This window comes from Streptomyces sp. NPDC001137 (genome assembly GCF_040298885.1).
Classification (GTDB): domain Bacteria; phylum Actinomycetota; class Actinomycetes; order Streptomycetales; family Streptomycetaceae; genus Streptomyces.
The window spans coordinates 78,598-95,744 of record NZ_JBEPBA010000010.1 but is presented as its reverse complement, the minus strand read 5'-3'; the positions used below and the strand labels follow the sequence as shown (position 1 = coordinate 95,744).

Here is a 17,147-nt window from a genome sequence, read left to right as displayed (position 1 = left end):
TTCGTCGAGCTGTTGTTGTTGCTGTGTGCGCCGCTGTGCTCGTCTGCGTGAGGCGTGTGGGCGGGGAGACCACGGATGATGGCGATCGGCCTCGTATGTGGGATCTCGACAAGCCGTGCGACCATGGTGTCGCCACCGAGCTTGTAGGCCAGTTCATCGCCCTGCCAAAGGGGCGGGGAGCGCAAGGGGAGCGCGGACGCCTGTGGACGGTGCAACACGGCGTACGAGCAGCGGGACCGTGGTCAGTGCTCTGATCTGCGAAAACGGGATCTGATGCGATCACGGGGCATAACTCGTCACGATCCCTATCGCCCTCGTAATGCGTAGGTCTCGGGTTCGAATCCCGAAGGCGGCTCCACTGAAAACCCAGGTCGGACTTCTCTGACCTGGGGTTTTTCGTTCGTGGTGCACCTCATTGCTCGGCAAGGGCACCAGGCCGCGGCGCGGGCCCGCTGACGTCGTCCTCCGGCACGATGGAAGCCGGTCAGGGCGACAGGGAACCGTGGAGGCGGGCGATGGGCGGATCGGGTGCTGCGGGCGGTGGGTACTCCGGTACCCCGCTCGCCAGGAAGATCGGCATCGGGGCGGGTCGGCGGGTGGCGCTTCTGCACGCTCCCGATCCGTTCGACATCCCCGGTCTGCCCGACGGGGTGGAGCTCACCGCGGTCGGCCCCCGCGGCGCCGACATCACCCTCGCCTTCTACCGCACCCGCGCCGCCCTGGCCGCCGAGGCCCCCGCGCTGGTCGCCGCTCTCGCCGACCAGGCCATGCTGTGGATCGCCTGGCCCCGCAAGGCCGCAGGCCACGTCAGCGACATCGCCGAGAACGATCTGCGCGACCTCTTCCTCCCGCTCGGCGTGGTCGACGTGAAGGTCGCCGCGCTGGGGGAGGACTGGTCGGGGCTGAAGTTCGTACGGCGCAGGGAGAACCGGGGCGGGGAGAAGCGTCGTACGCCCCGCCACGCCTGACCCAAGAATCGGCGTACTCAGAAAGTCCTTACCGTGAACGGTTAGCATCGCGGCCGGGATTGCCGGCGGCCGTGATGGGGTGAAGGGCATGCAGGACCTGGGAGCACTGCGGATCGCTATCGCCGTCGTGACCATGGGAAACAGGCCCGCCGAGGTCGACGCCCTGCTGGAGTCCGTGGCCAAGCAGGACCTGGCGCCCGCGCGGATCGTGATCGTGGGCAACGGCTGCCCGCTGCCGGACTACGCCGAGCGGCTGGCGCTGCCCGGCGAGGTCACCCTCCTGGAACTCGACGAGAACCTCGGCTGCCCGGGCGGCCGCAACCAGGCGCTGGCCCGGCTGCGGGAGTTCGGCGACGTCGACGTCGTCGTGGAACTCGACGACGACGGGCTGCTCGTCGACGCCGATGTGCTGCGGCGGGTACGGGACCTGTTCGCGGCCGACCCGAAGCTGGGCATCGTCGGCTTCCGCATCGCCGACGAGCACGGCGAGACCCAGCAGCGGCACGTGCCCCGGGTCGGCTCCTCCGACCCGATGCGGGGCGGCTACGTCACCGGGTTCCTCGGCGGCGGCCACGGCCTGAGGGCCGCCATGCTCGACGAGATCGGCGACTGGCCCGCCGAGTTCTTCTTCGCCCATGAGGAGACCGACCTGGCCTGGCGGGCCGCCGACGCCGGCTGGCGGATCCTGTACGCACCCGAACTGCTGCTCCAGCACCCGAAGACCTCGCCGGCCCGGCACGCCATCTACTACCGGGTGAACGCCCGCAACCGGGTCTGGCTCGTCCGCCGTCGACTGCCGTTGCCGCTCATCCCCGTACACCTGGGGATCTGGATGCTGCTCACCCTTGCCCGGACCCGGTCGGGGGCGGGTCTGCGCGCCTGGTTCGGCGGGTTCGTGGAGGGTCTCAGCGAGCCGGCGGGCGAGCGGCGGCCCATGCGGTGGCGGACCGTGTGGCGGCTGGCGCGGCTGGGACGGCCGCCCGTCATCTGACGGGAAACGGTGGAGGGGACGAGGGTCCCGGGCGTTCACCTCCGCCGACCGGGACCCTCTGACGTCCCCCGGATCCGGCCACGGCGGCGTCACTCCCCCGAGTTGCGCGTTCTACGCGCGCACCCCCGGGCCAGATCCGATGAAGTGATCACATCAGGTGGCACCAACGGATCGCTAACATGTGGCCAACGGTTCTCCGTTCCGGCCTCGGCCGATTGGCGCGAAGCCGTCGGTCGGCATCGCCGGACCGTCGCGGCCGTAATGGATTCCCGCGGCGACCGCCGTGGCACAGGTGGCGGGAAACCGCCGTGACGAGGGCGGAAATCCGCCAAGAATGCGGGAAGGCAGTGGGGGGCGTGAGGCGGGGCCAGCTGCGGTTCGGACTGCTGGGACCGCCGGTTCTCTACGACGTCCACGGCGAGGCCGGCGACTGCGACGAGGGCACGGATGCCTCCGGCGAGGCCGACGTCAAGGCCATCGGCAGCCCCAAGGTCCGTACCCTGCTCGCCGCTCTCCTCCTGGAGGCCGGCCGGGTCGTCTCCGTCGAGTCGCTCAAGGACGCGCTGTGGGGCGGGGCGCCGCCCGCGTCCGCGCAGGCCTCGCTGCACAACCATGTGGCCCGGCTGCGCAGGCTGCTCGACGATCCCGAGCGGCTGCGGGCGGTGCCGCCCGGTTATGTGCTCCGCGTCGAGCAGGGCGAGCTGGACGTGCATGTCTTCGAGCGTCATCTCGCCACGGCGCGCGGCGCGTTCGCCGCCCGCAACTGGGAGCGGGTCGTGCGTGAGTGCACGTCCGCGCTGGCCCTGTGGCGCGGCACCCCGCTGAACGGGCTCCCCGCGGAACTGGGCGGATACGCCTTCGTCCAGCGTCTGAAGGAGGCGCGGCTGCTGCTTCTGGAGTGGCGTTACGACGCCGAGCTGGCCGTCGGCGGTGCCCGACTGGACGGTCTCGTACCGGAGCTGGCCGCACTGGCCGCCGAGTATCCGCTCCGGGAGGCGTACCACCGTCAGCTGATGCTCGCCCTGCACCGCACCGGCCGCCAGGCCGAGGCCCTGGCCGTCCACCGGGATCTGCGCGCCCGTCTGGTGGAGGAACTGGGCGTGGAACCGGGCCCGGCGATGCAGGAGGCGCACGTCGAGGTGCTCGCCACCACCGGACTTCCCGGCTCCCCGCGCGAGGACGCCACCGCACCGGGCGGCACGGACGACCCTGCCCCGGCCCTCCCGCAGTCGCCGAGGCCCGCCCAACTTCCCCCTCCGCCCGCCCACTTCACCGGCCGCACCCCCGCTCTCGACGAGCTCCGCAGCGCCCTCGAACCCGGCCGGACCCCTGCCGTTGCCGTCATCAGCGGCATGGCGGGGGTGGGCAAGAGCGCCCTCGCCCTGCAGGTCGCCCACACTCTGAGGGAACGTTTCCCCGACGGTCAGCTGTACATCAACCTGCATGGCGCCACCCCCGGCATGATCCCCCTCACGCCCACCCAGGCCCTTGCCGCACTGCTGCGTGACCTGGGCACCGAGCCCCGCCGCATCCCCGAACACCCGGACGCGGCCGCCGCCTTGCTGCGCTCCCTGCTCGCGCCCACCCGCACCCTGCTGCTCCTGGACGACGCCGCGCACGCCGCTCAGGTACGGCCGCTGCTGCCGGCCGGAGCGGGCTGCGCCGTGATCGTCACCAGCCGTTCGCCGCTGACCGCCCTCGACGGCGCCCGCCGCTTCCCGCTCACCCCGCTGAGCGACGAGGAAAGCGCCGAGCTGCTGCGAGCGGTCTCCGGCCGCGATGCCCTGGACGCGGCCCACCCCCTCGTCGAACTCACCGGGCGGCTCCCGCTCGCGCTGCGCATCGTCGCCGCCCGCCTCGCCGCGCGCCGAGCGCTCACCCCCGAGATGCTGGCCGGTCAACTGGCGGCCACGGAAGGACGGTTGCACCACCTGGAGTACGACGACCTGAGCGTCCGCCGTTCCCTGGCCGTCGCCCATGACGCCCTCGCCGCCTCGGAGCGCGAGGCCGACCGGGATGCCGCTGTGGTGCTGCGCGGGATCGGCGCGCTCGACCTGCCCGCGTACGGCGCACCGCTCCTCGCCCACCTGGTCGGCACCGACGAGCGCCGAGCCGAGGCCGCGCTGGACCGGCTCGTCGACGTGGCCCTCCTGGAGGAGACGGCGTACGGCCGCTATGCCCCGCACGACCTGGTCCGTGACTTCGCCCGCGAACTGGCCGGCGGTGCCAGTGACGTGGATGCCGCCCTGCCCTGGTATGCAGCCGTCGCCGAGCGCGCCCTCACCGCGATCGTCGAGCCGGGCCTCGACCAGGACGACCGCCGCCGTCCGACCGCGGCCCAGCCGCCGGACCACGCGACGCAGGTCGCCGCCCTCCCCGCCTTCGAATCCGCCGGACAGGCCTTCGCCTGGGGGGACACGGAGCTGGCGAACATCGTCACGCTGGTCGAGCGGTACGCCGAGGACCCCGGTGCCGACCCCGACGTCCAGGCCCTCAGGGCCGCCCGTATCTCGACCCTGATCCGCCTCTTCTTCCCGTATGTGCTGCGCAGCGGTCGCGTCGCCGAGATGGAGGTGCTCGGCCGGGCCGCCCTGCGCGTGGCCCGGCGGCTCGGTGACGAGGCCGCCGAGGCGTACGCGCTGGGCGACCTCGCCGGGCTGCACTTCCTGACCGGGCGGCAGAGCGAGGCCCTCGCCCTCAACGACCGGGCGCTGACGATCTGGCGGCGGCTCGACCGCGTCTCGTGGATCCGCCGCTGCCTCAACAACCGTGGTCTGCTGCTCGAAGGGCTCGGCCGCTACGAGGAGTCGGGGCGGGCCCTGCGCCAGAGCCTGGAGTACTCGCGGCGGTTGAACGACCCGCACGGTGAGGCGGTGACCCACAGCCACCTCGGCAATCTGTACGAGCACACCGACCCGCGGGCCGCGATCGAGCAGCACCGGCGGTCGCTTGCCATCGGCGACGAGATCGGTGCCGTGATCGTGCAGCACTCCGCGCACTGCAACATCGGCTACGCCCACCTCACCCTCGGCGAACCGGCCGCCGCCGTACCCCACTTCGAGGAGAGCCTGCGCATTCTCGGCGGCCACGGCGACTGGCACGGCGAGTCCCAGACCCGGCTCGGGCTGGTGCGGGCACTGCGGCTGCTCGGCCGCACGGAACGGGCCGCCGCCGAGTGCGCCGAGCTGCTCCACCGCGCGGACGCCCGCGCCGACCGCTACACGGGCGGACTCGCCCGCCATCAGCACGGCCTTCTGCTGCGGGAGCGGGGCAGCGCCGACCAGGCGTACGCCCAGTGGCGCGCGGCACTCGACGCACTGGACGGCACGGACGAGAAGTCGGTCCTGGCCGAACTGAGGGAACTGCTCGGCGAGACGCTGCCGTAGCTGGGGGTACCGCTTCACTGCGGTAGCCGCGCCCACCACTCACTTCGCGTCCGCATAACACTCCACCACCGCCGTGCTGAACGGAAACCGCACGGGTGTCTCACCGAACGTCAATCGCCCCGCCAGCTCCGCCGCCTCCCGGATCGCCGCCACCACCGCCTCCGCCTCTCGCGCAGGACAGTGCACGATCACCTCGTCGTGCTGGAAGAAGACCAGCTCGGCCGCCATGCCCGCGCAGGCCTGCCGCAGCGCGGCAAGCATCAGCAGCGCCCAGTCGGCGGCGCTCCCCTGGACGACGAAGTTGCGGGCGAAGCGACCGCGGGCGCGGGTGTTGGTGGAGGCATACCCCGGCACCCACTCCGTCCCGGCGGGCGCCTCGGCCGGCTCGTCCTGCGGAATGCCCGCCTCCTCCGCCGCGTCCTCACCCGCCCCGGCCGCCGGCGGGCAGGTCCGCCCCAGCCAGGTCCGCACCAGCCGCCCCTCCTCGCCCGCGCGCGCCGCGTCGTCGACGTACCCGACCGCCTTGGGGAAGCGGCGTCTGAGTGCGGCGAGGTTCTTCAGGCCGTCTCCGGACGTCTGGCCGTAGACCGCGCCGAGGACGGCCAGCTTGGCCTGGGCGCGGTCGCCGGAGAAGGCCCGGTCGGAGACCGACTGGTAGAGGTCGGTTTCCCGCCCGGCCACCTCCATCAGCCCCGGGTCGCGGGAGATGGCGGCCAGGACACGCGGTTCCATCTGGTCGGCGTCCGCGACGACGAGCCGCCAGCCGGGGTCGGCGACCACCGCGCGCCGGATGACCTTGGGGATCTGGAGGGCGCCGCCGCCGTTGGTGACCCATCTGCCGGTGACGGTCCCGCCCGCGAGGAACTCGGGCCGAAACCGCCCGTCACGCACCCAGTCCTGCAGCCAGGACCAGCCGTGGGCGACCCAGATGCGATACAGCTTCTTGTACTCGACCAGCGGCTTCACCGCCGGGTGGTCGACGGACTCGATCTCCCACCGCCGGGTCGACTTCACCTTGATCCCGGCCTGCGCGAACGCCTTGATGACGTCCGCGGGCAGATCGGGCCGGACGCGGCGCCCGAAGGCGGCGGACACCTCGTCCGCGAGCTCGGCGAGGCGGCGGGGCTCGCCGCCGCCCGCATACCGCTCGCCGAGCAGTTCGTGCAGCACCCGGCGGTGCACCTCGGCGCTCCAGGGCAGCCCGGCGCGGTTCATCTCGGCGGCCACCAGCATCCCCGCCGACTCGGCCGCGGTCAGCAGCCGCATCCGGTCGGGGTGCGCGGTGGCGTCGTGCCGGCGCTGCTGCTCGGCGTACACCTCGACGAGGTCGGGCAGCGGCACATGGGCGGCCTGCGGTTCGAAGAGCGGGGACTGCGCTCCGGGTTCGGCGGAGCGCTGGGGCGGGTCGGGTGGTACGGGGCCGCCGCGGAGCCGGGCCAGAGCGGCGGCCGCCGAGCGTGGCTCGCCGTACCGCCCCTCGTGGCCCAGCAGGAGGGTCTCGGCGTCCTCGACGTCGTAGCACCGCTCCACTCGCACCCCCGTGGCGAGCAGACGCGGATACACCTCGGCCGTGGAACGCCACACCCACCGCACGACCTCCGGCCGGCCCCGCACGGCCGTCGCGAGGTCGGGCTCCCACAGGACCGGTCCGGCGAGCAGCCCGTCCGGACCGAGGGGGGCGATCTCCACGCCACCGTCCTCGGCCGGAGCGAGCGCCCAGCGGTCGGTCATGGTTGCGAGTGTGGCAGGGGGGTCTGACAGTGGCCTCCCGGCCGGCCGGCACCCGCTCGCCGTTCTCGAACTCCAGGAGAGGAGCGAGCGAATTTCGGTGGGTGAGACGAGTCCGGGAAAACCCCATGTGGGGCGCACGGGGACGGTGGTTGACTCATCTGCCATGACCACGACCACGCTGACGACAAGTTCCTCCACGGCCCCTGCTCCCGCCCCCGTCACCGACGTTCCCGCGGTCGTCGACGAGACGGCCCGGCTCCTCACCGAGCACTACGTCTTCCCGGAGGCCGCCGAGCAAGTGGCCGTGCTGCTGCGCCGGCGCCTGGCGGAGGGGGCGTACGACGTGGAGAGCGCCGAGGAGCTGAGCGGACTGGTCACGGCGGATCTGCAGTCCGTCAACGGCGATCCGCATCTGCGCCTCATGTACCACCCCGAGCAGGTGCCGCAGGGCCAGGGCGAGGCCGCGGAAGCCGCCATGCGCCGTAAGTTCGACACCTCCCTGGGCGGCGTGCCCCGGGTCGAGCTGCTGACGGGCGGCACCGCCCTCCTCGAACTGGCTCCTTTCCTCTTCCCGCTGTCCTGGTCGGCCGAGCCGCTCGCCGCCGCGCTCACCCTGGTCGCCCGCGCCGACGCGCTCATCCTGGATCTGCGGGGCAACGGCGGCGGCGACCCGGACACCGTCGCCTTCGTCTGCAGCTACCTCCTGGACGAGCGCACCCATCTCAACACCCTGTACACGCGCGTGGGCGACCGGTACGACCAGTTCTGGTCCCTGCCGCACGTCCCGGGCGCCCGCTTCGGGGGCACCAAGCCGGTCCACGTCCTCACCGGGCCCCGCACCTTCTCGGCTGCCGAGGAACTGGCCTACGACCTCCAGCAGCTGGGCCGTGCGACCGTGGTGGGCGAGACCACGCGCGGCGGCGCCCACCCGCGCGAGGGCTGGACGGTCCACCCGAACCTGGAGGCCACCATCCCGGTCGCCCGTGCCGTCAACCCGGTCTCCGGCACCAACTGGGAAGGCACCGGCGTCGTTCCCGACGTCCCGTGCCCGGCCCCCGAAGCCCTCGACCGGGCCCTGTCCCTGATCGGCGCCTGACCCGGCTGTCAGTGCCACGTGGCACGATCGACGAGTGACCAGCACTCCGTCCAGCACCGTCGAACGCGCCTTCGAGGCCGCCCTGTACGCCGAGACCGACACCGCCCTCGACACGGGCGCCTCCCTGCTGGCCGCAGACCCGGCGGCGGACGACGAACTCGCCCGCCGGGGCCGGGAGTTCGTGGCGACGGCCTGGCGGCGCGGCTGGCAGCCCGCCGACGTCGTCCGGATCGTGCGACGCGAGCTGGACGAGGTACACGTACGCCTGGTGTCGGCGCTCATCCGGGCGCAGACACCGGACGACGGCCCGCGCGGCCCCCGCTGGACCGCGCAGCTGGACGAGCTCGGCGCGGAAGCGGCCGAAACCGCCGAGGCCACCGGCACCCCGCCCCGCACCGACCGCTTCTCGCACGCGACCACCGTCCTGGAGCTGTACCGCCTGCTGCTGCGCCTGCCGGCCCTCGAACCCCTCGACGAGCCCAGGCGGCGGCCCGCTTCCGCCCCCGGAGCCGGGTCCCGCATGCTCACCCGCATCCGCGCGCTGCTCGCCAAGGCGGAGGCGACCGGGTTCCCGGACGAGGCGGAGGCGCTGTCCGCCAAGGCACAGGAGCTGATGGCCCGGCACAGCATCGACGAGGCGCTGCTCGCGGCCCGGGCGCCCTCCCCGGACGCCCCCGGCGCCTGCCGTATCGGCGTCGAGGCACCGTACGAGCAGGCGAAGGCGGTGCTGCTGGACGCGGTCGCCACCGCGAACCACTGCCGGTCCGTGTGGAACGAGCCGCTGGGCTTCTCCACCGTCGTCGGCTTCGAAGCGGACCTGGAAGCCGTCGAACTCCTCTACACCTCGCTCCTCGTCCAGGCGACTACGGCGATGACGAAGGCGGAGACCGCCCAGCGGGCGGGCGGCCGCAAGCGCACCAAGACCTTCCGGCAGTCCTTCCTCGCGGCCTACGCCCACCGCATAGGCACCCGCCTCGCGACGGCCGCGGAGACGCAAGTGACCGACGACCTGCTCCCCGTCCTGGCCTCCCGCGAGGTCGCGGTCACGACCCACACGGACCGCATGTTCCCCGAGACGACCACAACCCGCCTGCGCGGGGTGAACGACGAGGCGGGCTGGACGGAGGGGGCTCAGGCAGCGGACCGGGCACAGGTGGGGGCCCGGCCGCGGCTCCCGTGAAGCGCCCCGACGTCAGGGCCGGCGCCCCCATAGGGGCGCGGGCGTGTGGCGATATGCGGCTCCGCCGCGATGGGAGCCCCGCTCCAGCGAAGCCGAGAGTGGGGGAGTGACCAGCCACGATGGCGCCGCAGACGACCGACGGCCCATCGTGGCACATCCCGCGGAGCGTCAGTCGCCCGCCTGCTGGAAGGGCGTCACCGAGGCATTCGGCGTGGCCGCATCGCCCTTGAGGGCAACTTCGCCGTACGACCACGTGAAGCTGTGATCGGCGGTGGAGCCGGGCAGGGTGAACTTCACCGTCTTCACCGGCAGGCTCTTCTTGCCGCCCGCCTCGCCCCGGACGTACGTGATCGTGAAGGAGGCGGTCGCGTCCTTGGCGAGGGTCAGCTTCCGGGCCTTCGCGGCCTTGTCGGCGAGGACGGTGGTCGAGACGTTGCCCGCGTAGAGGTCGACGCCCGGGAAGCCGTTCAGGGTGCACTTGGAGCCGCGGTTGGTGATCGTGACGGTGACATTGCCGGAGTCCCCGGCGGACGGGGCGGCGCTCGCTGCGACCTGCACGCCGACGGTGTCGAGCGTGCAGGCGTCGCCCGCCCTGTTCTTGTCGGTGGAGCCGCTGTCACCGCCGCTGCTGTCGCAGGCGGTCAGAAGGAGCGCCGCGGCGAGAGCGGCGACGGTGATCGGGGTGGCGCGCATGTGGGTCCTCTGGTGCTCTGCTGGTGCTCGGCGGCGCGATGGCGTTGATCGCGTGCATGGATCATCACGCACGATCCCCCGCAGCGGTTGGCCGCCCTGCCGGACTACTGACCGAGGTTCGCCGTCGGCAGCCCCGACGGCAGGGTCCCGCCCTCCGTCTTGGCGTACGTCTCCTTGCCCACGGTGCCCGACCAGGTGATCTTCAGCGAGTTCTCGGACACGGAGTCGACCATCCCCGTCGCCCGCTCCTTGCCACCCTTGGTGCAGGTGAGGTGGATCATCTGCATACCGGCCTCCTTGCCCGCGGTCCCGCTGCACACGGATCCGCCGGTCGAGAAGAGCCCGGCCTGCTTGCCGGTGATCACCAGGGCGACGGCCTTGCCGCCGGTCGTGGCGAGCCAGCTGCCCTGCAGGCTGTCGGACGCGCTGGTCGTCCCGCCGGTGCCGCCGCCCGTGTCCGCCGTGGCGGAGGCGGAGGGGGACGGGCCGGCCGAGGAGTCGTCCTTGGAGTCGCCGCCGCTGCACGCGGTGAGCACGAGCGCACCCGCCAGCCCCGCGGCGGCGGCCGCGATCCGCAGCCGCCGGCGCGACACCGTGCGGGCAGGACGGGTGGAGGTCGCCGAAGTCACTGGTAGCTCCCAAGCAGTAGCAACGAGCAGGGGCAAGCCGTAGCCGGTGGGCCGGACCGCAGGCCCGAGCGCCCGCAGCAAGCTACCAGGGACGGCCCTCCACCCCATGAGGAGCGGCTGTGAGATTCACCGGACCCACCCGCGCCCACCGGAGCCACCCGCACTCACCGGACCACCTGCCCTCACCGGACCCACCCGCCCTCACCAGGACGACTTGCGCACCCCCGGCAGGTACCCGGCATGAGCCTGCCCCCGCAATGACACCCGCGACAGCCCGAACGCCCGGAAGTATCCCCGCGGTCGCCCGTCCACCTGGTCCCGGTTGCGTACGCGGGTCGCGCTGGCGTCGCGCGGCTGGCGCCGCAACTCCCGCTGGGCGGCCAGCCGTTCCGCCTCTGTCGACGACGGTCGACGGATGATCTCCTTCAGCTCGGCGCGCCGCTCGGCGTACCGGGCGACGATCGCCTGCCGCCGCTCGTTCTTCGCGATCTTGCTCTTCTTCGCCATCAGACCCGCACCCCCCGCGCACGGATCCGCGCCACGGCGGCCTCGACGCCGATCGCGTCGACGGTCCTGATCCCCTTCGCGCTCAGCCGCAGCCGTACGTACCGGCCCTCGCTCGGCAGCCAGTACCGCTTGCTCTGGATGTTGGGGTCGAAACGGCGGGAGGTCCGCCGGTGGGAGTGGGAGATGCGGTTGCCGAAGCCGGGCTGAGCGCCGGTCAGCATGCAGTGCGCGGACATGGGTGACGTACCTCTCCTGAAGTGATCCTCGAAGCGATGTCGCTAATGGAATTCATTTTCAGTAAGGTACCAGCATGGCTCGCAACGAACTCCGCCCGGTCATCAAGCTCCGGTCCACGGCGGGGACCGGCTACACCTACGTGACCCGCAAGAACCGCCGCAACGACCCCGATCGCATGACCCTGCGCAAGTACGACCCGGTCGCCGGCCGTCACGTCGACTTCCGAGAGGAGCGCTGAACCACCGCCATGCGCAACGGAATCCACCCGGCCTACGGCCCCGTCGTCTTCCGCGACCGCGCCGCGAACCACGCCTTCCTCACCCGCTCGACCATGAGCAGCGACAAGACGATCGAGTGGGAGGACGGCCACATCTACCCGGTCGTCGACATCGAGATCTCGAACGTCAGCCACCCCTTCTACACCGGCACCGCCCGCGTAATGGACACCGCCGGCCGTGTGGAGCGCTTCGAGCGCCGGTTCGGGAAGCGGGGCGGAGCGTGAGCCTCTCGGTGGTGATCGTCGGCGGGCTGCACGCCGACGCCCGCAAGGCGGCCGTGGCCCGGCTGCTGGCCGACGTCCCCGGCAGCGTCGTACTCCACCACGACCTCGCCACGGCCGCGGCGGGCACGGTCGTACGGACGATCCGCGACGCGAGCGGCCTCGTGTCGGCCGGTGAGGCACCCCTGGTCAACGACTGCGCGTGCTGTGCGCTCAGGGAGGACCTGGTTCCCGAGCTGCGCCGGCTCGCGGACAAGGGGGACACCCGTCTCGCCGTGGTCGAGCTGTGGGACTCCGTGGAGCCCAAGGCCATGGCTGAGGTGGTCGTGGCCGGAGGCCTGACCGTCACGGGTGTGATCACCGCCGTGGACCCGGCACTCGTCCTGCCGTATCTCGGCAACGGCGACGACCTCGCCGACGGCGGCCTCGCCGCGGCGGCCACGGACCAGCGGACGGTCGCGGACACGTTCGCGCGCCAGCTGGAGTACGCCCCCGTCCTCGCCGTCACCGACTCCGAGGAGGCCGACGAGGAGGACCGCGAGCTGCTCGCCCAGCTCCATCCGACGGCCCGCCAGGTCGTCATCGGCCACGGCGACCTGGCGGCGGCCGCCCTCGCGGGCTTCGACGTCGAGGCGGCGGCCGCCGCCCAGCACCCGGCCTGCGCCCTCCTGCCCGCCGAGGCCGACGCGCACGGCGTCTCCACCCTCGTCTGGCACCGCAGCCGCCCCTTCCACCCGGAGCGGCTGTACGCGGCCCTGGAGGACCTGACCTGCGCCGCCGCCCGCAGCCGGGGCCGGTTCTGGCTCGCCGACAAGCCGGACACCCTGCTGCACTGGGACGCGGCGGGCGGGGCCCTGTGCGTGGAGAGTGCGGGACCCTGGCTGGCCTCGCTCCCCGACGCCGCCTGGGACATGGTCCCGCCCGTGCGCAGGGCCGCCGCCGCGCTCGACTGGCACCCCGAGCACGGGGACTGCTGCCAGCACCTCGTCTTCACCTCGCCCGGACTCGACCGCGACGGACTCGAACACCTTCTGGAGTCCTGTCTGCTGACCGACGCCGAGTACGCCGCCGGGCGCGCCGCCTGGAAGCGGCTGCCGCCCGCCTTCGACACCCTCCTGGAGGTCTGACCCGCATGGCCCGCAAGCCCGACCGCAACCCCGCCAAGTCCCGCCCGAACCCGCTGGACCAGGCCGGGATCACATACATCGACTACAAGGACACCGACCTGCTGCGGAAGTTCATCAGCGACCGCGGCAAGATCCGCAGCCGCCGTGTCACCCGTGTCACGGCCCAGCAGCAGCGGCTGCTCGCGCGTGCGATCAAGAACGCGCGGGAGATGGCGCTGTTGCCGTACGCCGGCCGCTGACCCTGGCCGATCCTGCGAACGTCATCTGGAGGATGGAACACAAAAGCCGCGGTACGCGTCTCTTCCTGTGTACGAGTTCCGGCTCGGCGCATGCCACATGACCCCTGGGGCATGCGCCGGAACGGATGCCACACCCCGTACGTCACAGCTGTAACCACAGCACCACCCCGCGTGCACGTGCATCTGCTCATGCATCCGCACGTGAACACAGCTATGATCCGGACCAGTTGACCACTGCATCACTGGCCCCAAGCCACCGCACCACCGGGAGCGACCTGTGGACCACGACGTGTACAACGGCATGGCAGCCACGGAGCTGAACGGTGTGGCCTGGCAGAAGAGCCGGCACAGCAACTCGCAGGGCTCCTGCGTGGAGTTCGCCCGGCTGCCCGGCGGGGACGTCGCCGTGCGCAACTCGCGCTTCCCCGACGGTCCGGCGCTCGTCTACACGCGCGCGGAGATCGAGGCGATGCTCCTGGGCATCAAGGACGGCGAGTTCGACCACCTGATAGCGGGCTGACACCCGCCCACCCCGGGTGCAACTCGGGGCAATCAGTGCCTTACGTGCAGTAACGCGCGTAGAACCCCGGCGTCAGACGGCGCCGGGGTGCGCTATTCGGCAGGCAGCGGCCGGGGCGGGTGCGGCAGTTGGAACAGCGCCCAGACGACCTTGCCGCCGAGGGTGCCCGCCATCGGGTGCCAGCCCCAGCTGTCGGCGAAGGAGTCGACGAGGAACAGGCCGCGGCCCGATTCCGCGGAGAAGTCGTCCGCCTCGCGCGGGGTGGGCGTCGCATGGCTCGGGTCGCGCACCGCGCACACCAGCCGCTCCGTCCAGCGCATCAGATGCAGCCGCACGGGCGGGCTCTGGTCGGCGGCGCACAGGGTGCCGGCCGGCAGGCCGTGCCGCAGCGAGTTGGTGACCAGCTCGGAAACCACCAGACAGACGTCGTCGAAGCGGTCGCCTATGTCCCACTGGTCGAGCGTTCTGCGGGTGAACAGCCTGGCTTCGCGCACCGCTTCGTAGCGGGCGGGCAGAGCGCAGGAGGCGGCGCTGGACACGGCTGCGGGATCCAGCGGCGGAAGGCCCTGCCGTAACGGCTCGAGCATGGTCGATCCATTCGTCCCCATGCGAGGCACTCCCGAGGAATTCGCGGTCGTTGCGTTGCGATGCAGCGGTTGCGCGAGACCATGGTCTTGGATGCGCGGTGCAGATGCAAGGTGCAGATGCACGTGCACGCGACCGAATTGGACCCTCCCGTACCGCTTGTTGGCCATTTTTTCCGCCATCTTCTCTCCCTCTGCTCGCCGCCTCCTTTCCCCTTCCTGCGCAGAATCTTTGGGTTCTTTGCTTCTCTGTAATCGGACGAGTACTGCTCGGAGTGATTTAGTGGCAGACTTCGGCCCCTGAAGGCGTTGGGGAGGCTGGCGAACGTGAGCGCGGGAGAGCCCGGATCGGTGGTGCGGCGCATGCTGCTCGGCTCGCAACTGAGGCGACTGCGGGAAGCGCGCGGGATCACGCGCGAGGCGGCGGGCTACTCGATCCGTGCCTCCGAGTCGAAGATCAGCCGGATGGAGTTGGGCCGGGTGAGCTTCAAAACACGGGACGTCGAAGACCTGCTGACGCTGTACGGCATCACGGACGAGCAGGAGCGCACCTCGCTCCTCGCCCTCGCCCGCGAGGCCAACGTCGCTGGCTGGTGGCACAGTTACTCGGACGTCCTGCCCAGCTGGTTCCCCACCTACGTCGGCCTGGAGGGCGCCGCCAGCCTCATCCGTGTCTACGAGGTGCAGTTCGTGCACGGCCTGCTGCAGACGGAGGAATACGCCCGCGCGGTCGTGCGGCGCGGCATGAAGGGCGCGAGTGAGGCGGACGTCGAGCGGCGCGTGGCGCTGCGCCTGGAGCGGCAGAAGTACCTCGTCTCCGAGAAGGCCCCCGAGTTCCACATCGTCCTGGACGAGGCCGCCCTGCGCCGCCCCTACGGCGACCGCGAGGTCATGCGCGGCCAGCTCCAGCACCTCATCGAGGTCTCCGAGCGCCCGAACGTGCGGCTGCAGGTGATGCCGTTCAGCTTCGGCGGCCACTCCGGCGAGTCCGGCGCCTTCACCATCCTCAGTTTCCCGGAGTCGGACCTCTCGGACGTCGTCTACCTGGAACAGCTCACCAGCGCGCTCTACCTCGACAAGCACGAGGACGTCACCCAGTACGAGAAGGCGATGAAGGAGTTGCAGCAGGACAGCCCGGGTCCGGACGAGAGCCGGGACGTGCTGCGGGGCCTGCTCCAGCTGTCCTAGGGTTTCCCCTCGACTGTGGGCGGAGCCACCCAACTCGCTTGAAACGCCAGTACGATGACGTGTGATCACACCATGAAGTCGGGATGAGGGATCGCATGGCGTCGTACTTCACCGATCTGGCTCAGCAGTACATCGACGGTGAGTGGCGCCCGGGTACCGGCTCCTGGGACGTCATCGACTTCAACCCGTACGACGGTGAGAAGCTGGCCTCGATCACCATAGCCACGGTCGACGAGGTCGATCAGGCCTACCAGGCGGCCGCCCGCGCCCAGAAGCAGTGGGCCGCGACCAATCCGTACGCCCGCCGAGCGGTCCTCGAAAAGGCGCTGCGCCTGGTCGAGGAACGCGAGGAGGAGATCGCCGACGCGATCATCACCGAACTCGGCGGCACCCGGCTGAAGGCGGACTTCGAACTGCGCCTCGCCAAGGACTTCCTGCGCGAAGCGGCCCACCAGGCACTGAGCCCCGACGGCAGGATCCTTCCCTCTCCCGTCGACGGCAAGGAGAACCGTCTCCACCGCGTTCCGGTCGGTGTGGTGGGTGTGATCAGCTCCTACAACTTCCCCTTCCTCCTCTCGATCAAATCGGTCGCCCCGGCCCTGGCCCTCGGCAACGCCGTCGTCCTCAAGCCGCATCAGGAAACCCCGATCGTCGGCGGCTCACTGGTCGCCAAGATCTTCCAGGACGCCGGTCTGCCCGGCGGCCTGCTGAACGTCGTCATCACCGACATAGCCGAGACCGGTGACGCCTTCATCGACCACCCTCTCCTGAAGGTCATCTCCTTCACCGGCTCCGACCAGGTCGGGCGCCACATCGCCGCCGTATGCGCCGCGAACCTCAAACGCTCGGTCCTCGAACTGAGCGGCAACAGCGCGCTGGTGGTCCTCGACGACGCCGACGTCGACTACGCCGTGGACGCGGCCGTCTTCAGCCGGTACATCCACCAGGGCCAGATCTGCATGGCTGCCAACCGCGTCCTGGTCGACCGCTCGGTCTTCGACGAGTTCACCGAGAAGTTCGTCGCCAAGGTGAAGACGCTCAAGACCGGAGATCCGCGCGAGCCCGAGACGGTCATCGGTCCGCTCATCAACCGCTCCAAGGCGGACGCCGTGACAGGCGTGATCGACCAGGCGCTCGCCGAGGGCGCCGTGGCTCTGGTACGCGGCGCCCGGACCGACAACCTCGTCGAACCGTCCGTCCTGACCGGCGTCCCCGCCGACTCGGCCCTGCTGCGGCAGGAGGTCTTCGGCCCGGTCGTCTTCCTCATCCCCTTCGACGGCGAGGAGGAGGCCGTACGCCTCGTCAACGACACTCCGTACGGCCTGAGCGGCGCCGTCCACACGGGCGACGTCGAGCGGGGCGTCTCCTTCGCCAAGCAGATCGACACCGGGATGTTCCATGTGAACGACGGCACCGTCCACGACGAGCCCCTCATCCCCTTCGGCGGCGAGAAGAGCTCCGGCCTCGGCCGTCTGAACGGTGAGGCCACCATCGAGTGCTTCACGACGCAGAAGTGGATCTCGGTGCAGCACGGGCGGAGCGGGTTCCCGTTCTGATGTCCGACGGTGTCAC

At 71.4% G+C, this 17,147-nt stretch carries 18 protein-coding genes; 12 read left to right on the top strand and 6 right to left on the bottom strand.

Going from position 1 to position 17,147, the window contains the following annotated elements; all coding sequences use genetic code 11:
* Positions 1 to 515: 515 nt before the first annotated feature.
* From ABT254_RS21350 to ABT254_RS21340, 3 genes are all read left to right on the top strand, one after another.
* Positions 516 to 968 (top strand): DUF3052 domain-containing protein, encoded by a 453-nt coding sequence (locus ABT254_RS21350; protein ID WP_351472249.1) that lies wholly within the window; start codon positions 516 to 518, stop codon positions 966 to 968.
* Positions 969 to 1,056: 88 nt separating this feature from the next.
* On the top strand, positions 1,057 to 1,959 hold the full coding sequence (locus ABT254_RS21345; protein WP_502972012.1) for a glycosyltransferase family 2 protein: 903 nt from the start codon (positions 1,057 to 1,059) through the stop codon (positions 1,957 to 1,959).
* A 356-nt stretch (positions 1,960 to 2,315) separates the two neighbouring features.
* Positions 2,316 to 5,345 (top strand): AfsR/SARP family transcriptional regulator, encoded by a 3,030-nt coding sequence (locus tag ABT254_RS21340; RefSeq protein ID WP_351472246.1) that lies wholly within the window; start codon positions 2,316 to 2,318, stop codon positions 5,343 to 5,345.
* A gap of 39 nt (positions 5,346 to 5,384) precedes the next feature.
* On the opposite strand, the gene ABT254_RS21335 is transcribed toward ABT254_RS21340, so the two are convergent.
* A complete protein-coding gene (locus ABT254_RS21335; RefSeq protein WP_351472244.1) occupies positions 5,385 to 7,076 on the bottom strand; it encodes a bifunctional 3'-5' exonuclease/DNA polymerase in 1,692 nt (563 codons plus the stop codon).
* A gap of 163 nt (positions 7,077 to 7,239) precedes the next feature.
* Between ABT254_RS21335 and ABT254_RS21330 the strand changes: the two genes are divergently transcribed.
* Complete coding sequence (locus tag ABT254_RS21330; protein ID WP_351472241.1) at positions 7,240 to 8,172, top strand: S41 family peptidase; 933 nt, start codon at positions 7,240 to 7,242, stop codon at positions 8,170 to 8,172.
* A 34-nt stretch (positions 8,173 to 8,206) separates the two neighbouring features.
* On the top strand, positions 8,207 to 9,352 hold the full coding sequence (locus ABT254_RS21325; protein WP_351472238.1) for a DUF2786 domain-containing protein: 1,146 nt from the start codon (positions 8,207 to 8,209) through the stop codon (positions 9,350 to 9,352).
* Positions 9,353 to 9,520: 168 nt separating this feature from the next.
* On the opposite strand, the gene ABT254_RS21320 is transcribed toward ABT254_RS21325, so the two are convergent.
* The 4 genes from ABT254_RS21320 to rpmB form a co-directional block, all read right to left on the bottom strand.
* Positions 9,521 to 10,045 carry a DUF4232 domain-containing protein gene (locus ABT254_RS21320; RefSeq protein ID WP_351472235.1) on the bottom strand — a complete coding sequence of 175 codons (525 nt, stop codon included), beginning with the start codon at positions 10,043 to 10,045 and terminating at the stop codon, positions 9,521 to 9,523.
* Positions 10,046 to 10,149: 104 nt separating this feature from the next.
* Positions 10,150 to 10,674 (bottom strand): hypothetical protein, encoded by a 525-nt coding sequence (locus ABT254_RS21315; RefSeq protein ID WP_351472233.1) that lies wholly within the window; start codon positions 10,672 to 10,674, stop codon positions 10,150 to 10,152.
* A 201-nt stretch (positions 10,675 to 10,875) separates the two neighbouring features.
* Positions 10,876 to 11,181 (bottom strand): 30S ribosomal protein S14, encoded by a 306-nt coding sequence (rpsN, locus tag ABT254_RS21310; RefSeq protein WP_351472230.1) that lies wholly within the window; start codon positions 11,179 to 11,181, stop codon positions 10,876 to 10,878.
* Positions 11,181 to 11,417: a 50S ribosomal protein L28 gene (rpmB, locus tag ABT254_RS21305; RefSeq protein ID WP_351472227.1), complete on the bottom strand. Its 237-nt coding sequence runs from the start codon at positions 11,415 to 11,417 to the stop codon at positions 11,181 to 11,183. The genes rpsN and rpmB overlap by 1 nt, the downstream gene beginning before the upstream one ends.
* 74 nt (positions 11,418 to 11,491) lie before the next feature.
* On the opposite strand from rpmB, the gene rpmG reads away from it, so the two are divergent.
* From rpmG to ABT254_RS21280, 5 genes are all read left to right on the top strand, one after another.
* The gene (rpmG, locus tag ABT254_RS21300) at positions 11,492 to 11,656 is read left to right on the top strand and encodes a 50S ribosomal protein L33 (protein ID WP_030573688.1); all 165 of its coding nucleotides are present in this window, start codon (positions 11,492 to 11,494) and stop codon (positions 11,654 to 11,656) included.
* A gap of 9 nt (positions 11,657 to 11,665) precedes the next feature.
* The gene (locus tag ABT254_RS21295) at positions 11,666 to 11,920 is read left to right on the top strand and encodes a type B 50S ribosomal protein L31 (RefSeq protein ID WP_351472225.1); all 255 of its coding nucleotides are present in this window, start codon (positions 11,666 to 11,668) and stop codon (positions 11,918 to 11,920) included.
* Positions 11,917 to 13,044: a CobW family GTP-binding protein gene (locus ABT254_RS21290; protein WP_351472224.1), complete on the top strand. Its 1,128-nt coding sequence runs from the start codon at positions 11,917 to 11,919 to the stop codon at positions 13,042 to 13,044. Before ABT254_RS21295 ends, ABT254_RS21290 begins: the two co-directional genes overlap by 4 nt.
* 5 nt (positions 13,045 to 13,049) lie before the next feature.
* Positions 13,050 to 13,283 carry a 30S ribosomal protein S18 gene (gene rpsR / locus ABT254_RS21285; protein WP_351472222.1) on the top strand — a complete coding sequence of 78 codons (234 nt, stop codon included), beginning with the start codon at positions 13,050 to 13,052 and terminating at the stop codon, positions 13,281 to 13,283.
* Between the two features lie 301 nt (positions 13,284 to 13,584).
* Positions 13,585 to 13,803 carry a DUF397 domain-containing protein gene (locus tag ABT254_RS21280; RefSeq protein ID WP_115913352.1) on the top strand — a complete coding sequence of 73 codons (219 nt, stop codon included), beginning with the start codon at positions 13,585 to 13,587 and terminating at the stop codon, positions 13,801 to 13,803.
* A gap of 92 nt (positions 13,804 to 13,895) precedes the next feature.
* Here ABT254_RS21280 and ABT254_RS21275 read toward each other — a convergent pair whose 3' ends face one another.
* Positions 13,896 to 14,411 (bottom strand): ATP-binding protein, encoded by a 516-nt coding sequence (locus ABT254_RS21275; protein WP_351472220.1) that lies wholly within the window; start codon positions 14,409 to 14,411, stop codon positions 13,896 to 13,898.
* 327 nt (positions 14,412 to 14,738) lie between these two features.
* Here ABT254_RS21275 and ABT254_RS21270 point away from each other — a divergent pair, with 327 nt between their 5' ends.
* Positions 14,739 to 15,575, top strand: coding sequence for a Sco1979 family transcriptional regulator (locus ABT254_RS21270; protein ID WP_502972018.1), 837 nt, complete (start codon positions 14,739 to 14,741; stop codon positions 15,573 to 15,575).
* A gap of 95 nt (positions 15,576 to 15,670) precedes the next feature.
* The gene (locus tag ABT254_RS21265; RefSeq protein ID WP_351472849.1) at positions 15,671 to 17,131 is read left to right on the top strand and encodes an aldehyde dehydrogenase family protein; all 1,461 of its coding nucleotides are present in this window, start codon (positions 15,671 to 15,673) and stop codon (positions 17,129 to 17,131) included.
* Positions 17,132 to 17,147: the final 16 nt, after the last annotated feature.

What these genes read in the sequence shown, in the direction of transcription:
- rpmB (WP_351472227.1), bottom strand. Translation starts at nt 11,417, where the DNA reads ATGTCCGCGCACTGCATGCTGACCGGCGCTCAGCCCGGCTTCGGCAAC.
- ABT254_RS21275 (WP_351472220.1), bottom strand. Translation starts at nt 14,411, where the DNA reads ATGGGGACGAATGGATCGACCATGCTCGAGCCGTTACGGCAGGGCCTT.
- rpsR (WP_351472222.1), top strand. Translation starts at nt 13,050, where the DNA reads ATGGCCCGCAAGCCCGACCGCAACCCCGCCAAGTCCCGCCCGAACCCG.
- ABT254_RS21280 (WP_115913352.1), top strand. Translation starts at nt 13,585, where the DNA reads ATGGCAGCCACGGAGCTGAACGGTGTGGCCTGGCAGAAGAGCCGGCAC.
- ABT254_RS21335 (WP_351472244.1), bottom strand. Translation starts at nt 7,076, where the DNA reads ATGACCGACCGCTGGGCGCTCGCTCCGGCCGAGGACGGTGGCGTGGAG.
- rpsN (WP_351472230.1), bottom strand. Translation starts at nt 11,181, where the DNA reads ATGGCGAAGAAGAGCAAGATCGCGAAGAACGAGCGGCGGCAGGCGATC.
- ABT254_RS21320 (WP_351472235.1), bottom strand. Translation starts at nt 10,045, where the DNA reads ATGCGCGCCACCCCGATCACCGTCGCCGCTCTCGCCGCGGCGCTCCTT.
- ABT254_RS21265 (WP_351472849.1), top strand. Translation starts at nt 15,671, where the DNA reads ATGGCGTCGTACTTCACCGATCTGGCTCAGCAGTACATCGACGGTGAG.
- ABT254_RS21330 (WP_351472241.1), top strand. Translation starts at nt 7,240, where the DNA reads ATGACCACGACCACGCTGACGACAAGTTCCTCCACGGCCCCTGCTCCC.
- ABT254_RS21350 (WP_351472249.1), top strand. Translation starts at nt 516, where the DNA reads ATGGGCGGATCGGGTGCTGCGGGCGGTGGGTACTCCGGTACCCCGCTC.
- ABT254_RS21345 (WP_502972012.1), top strand. Translation starts at nt 1,057, where the DNA reads ATGCAGGACCTGGGAGCACTGCGGATCGCTATCGCCGTCGTGACCATG.
- rpmG (WP_030573688.1), top strand. Translation starts at nt 11,492, where the DNA reads ATGGCTCGCAACGAACTCCGCCCGGTCATCAAGCTCCGGTCCACGGCG.
- ABT254_RS21295 (WP_351472225.1), top strand. Translation starts at nt 11,666, where the DNA reads ATGCGCAACGGAATCCACCCGGCCTACGGCCCCGTCGTCTTCCGCGAC.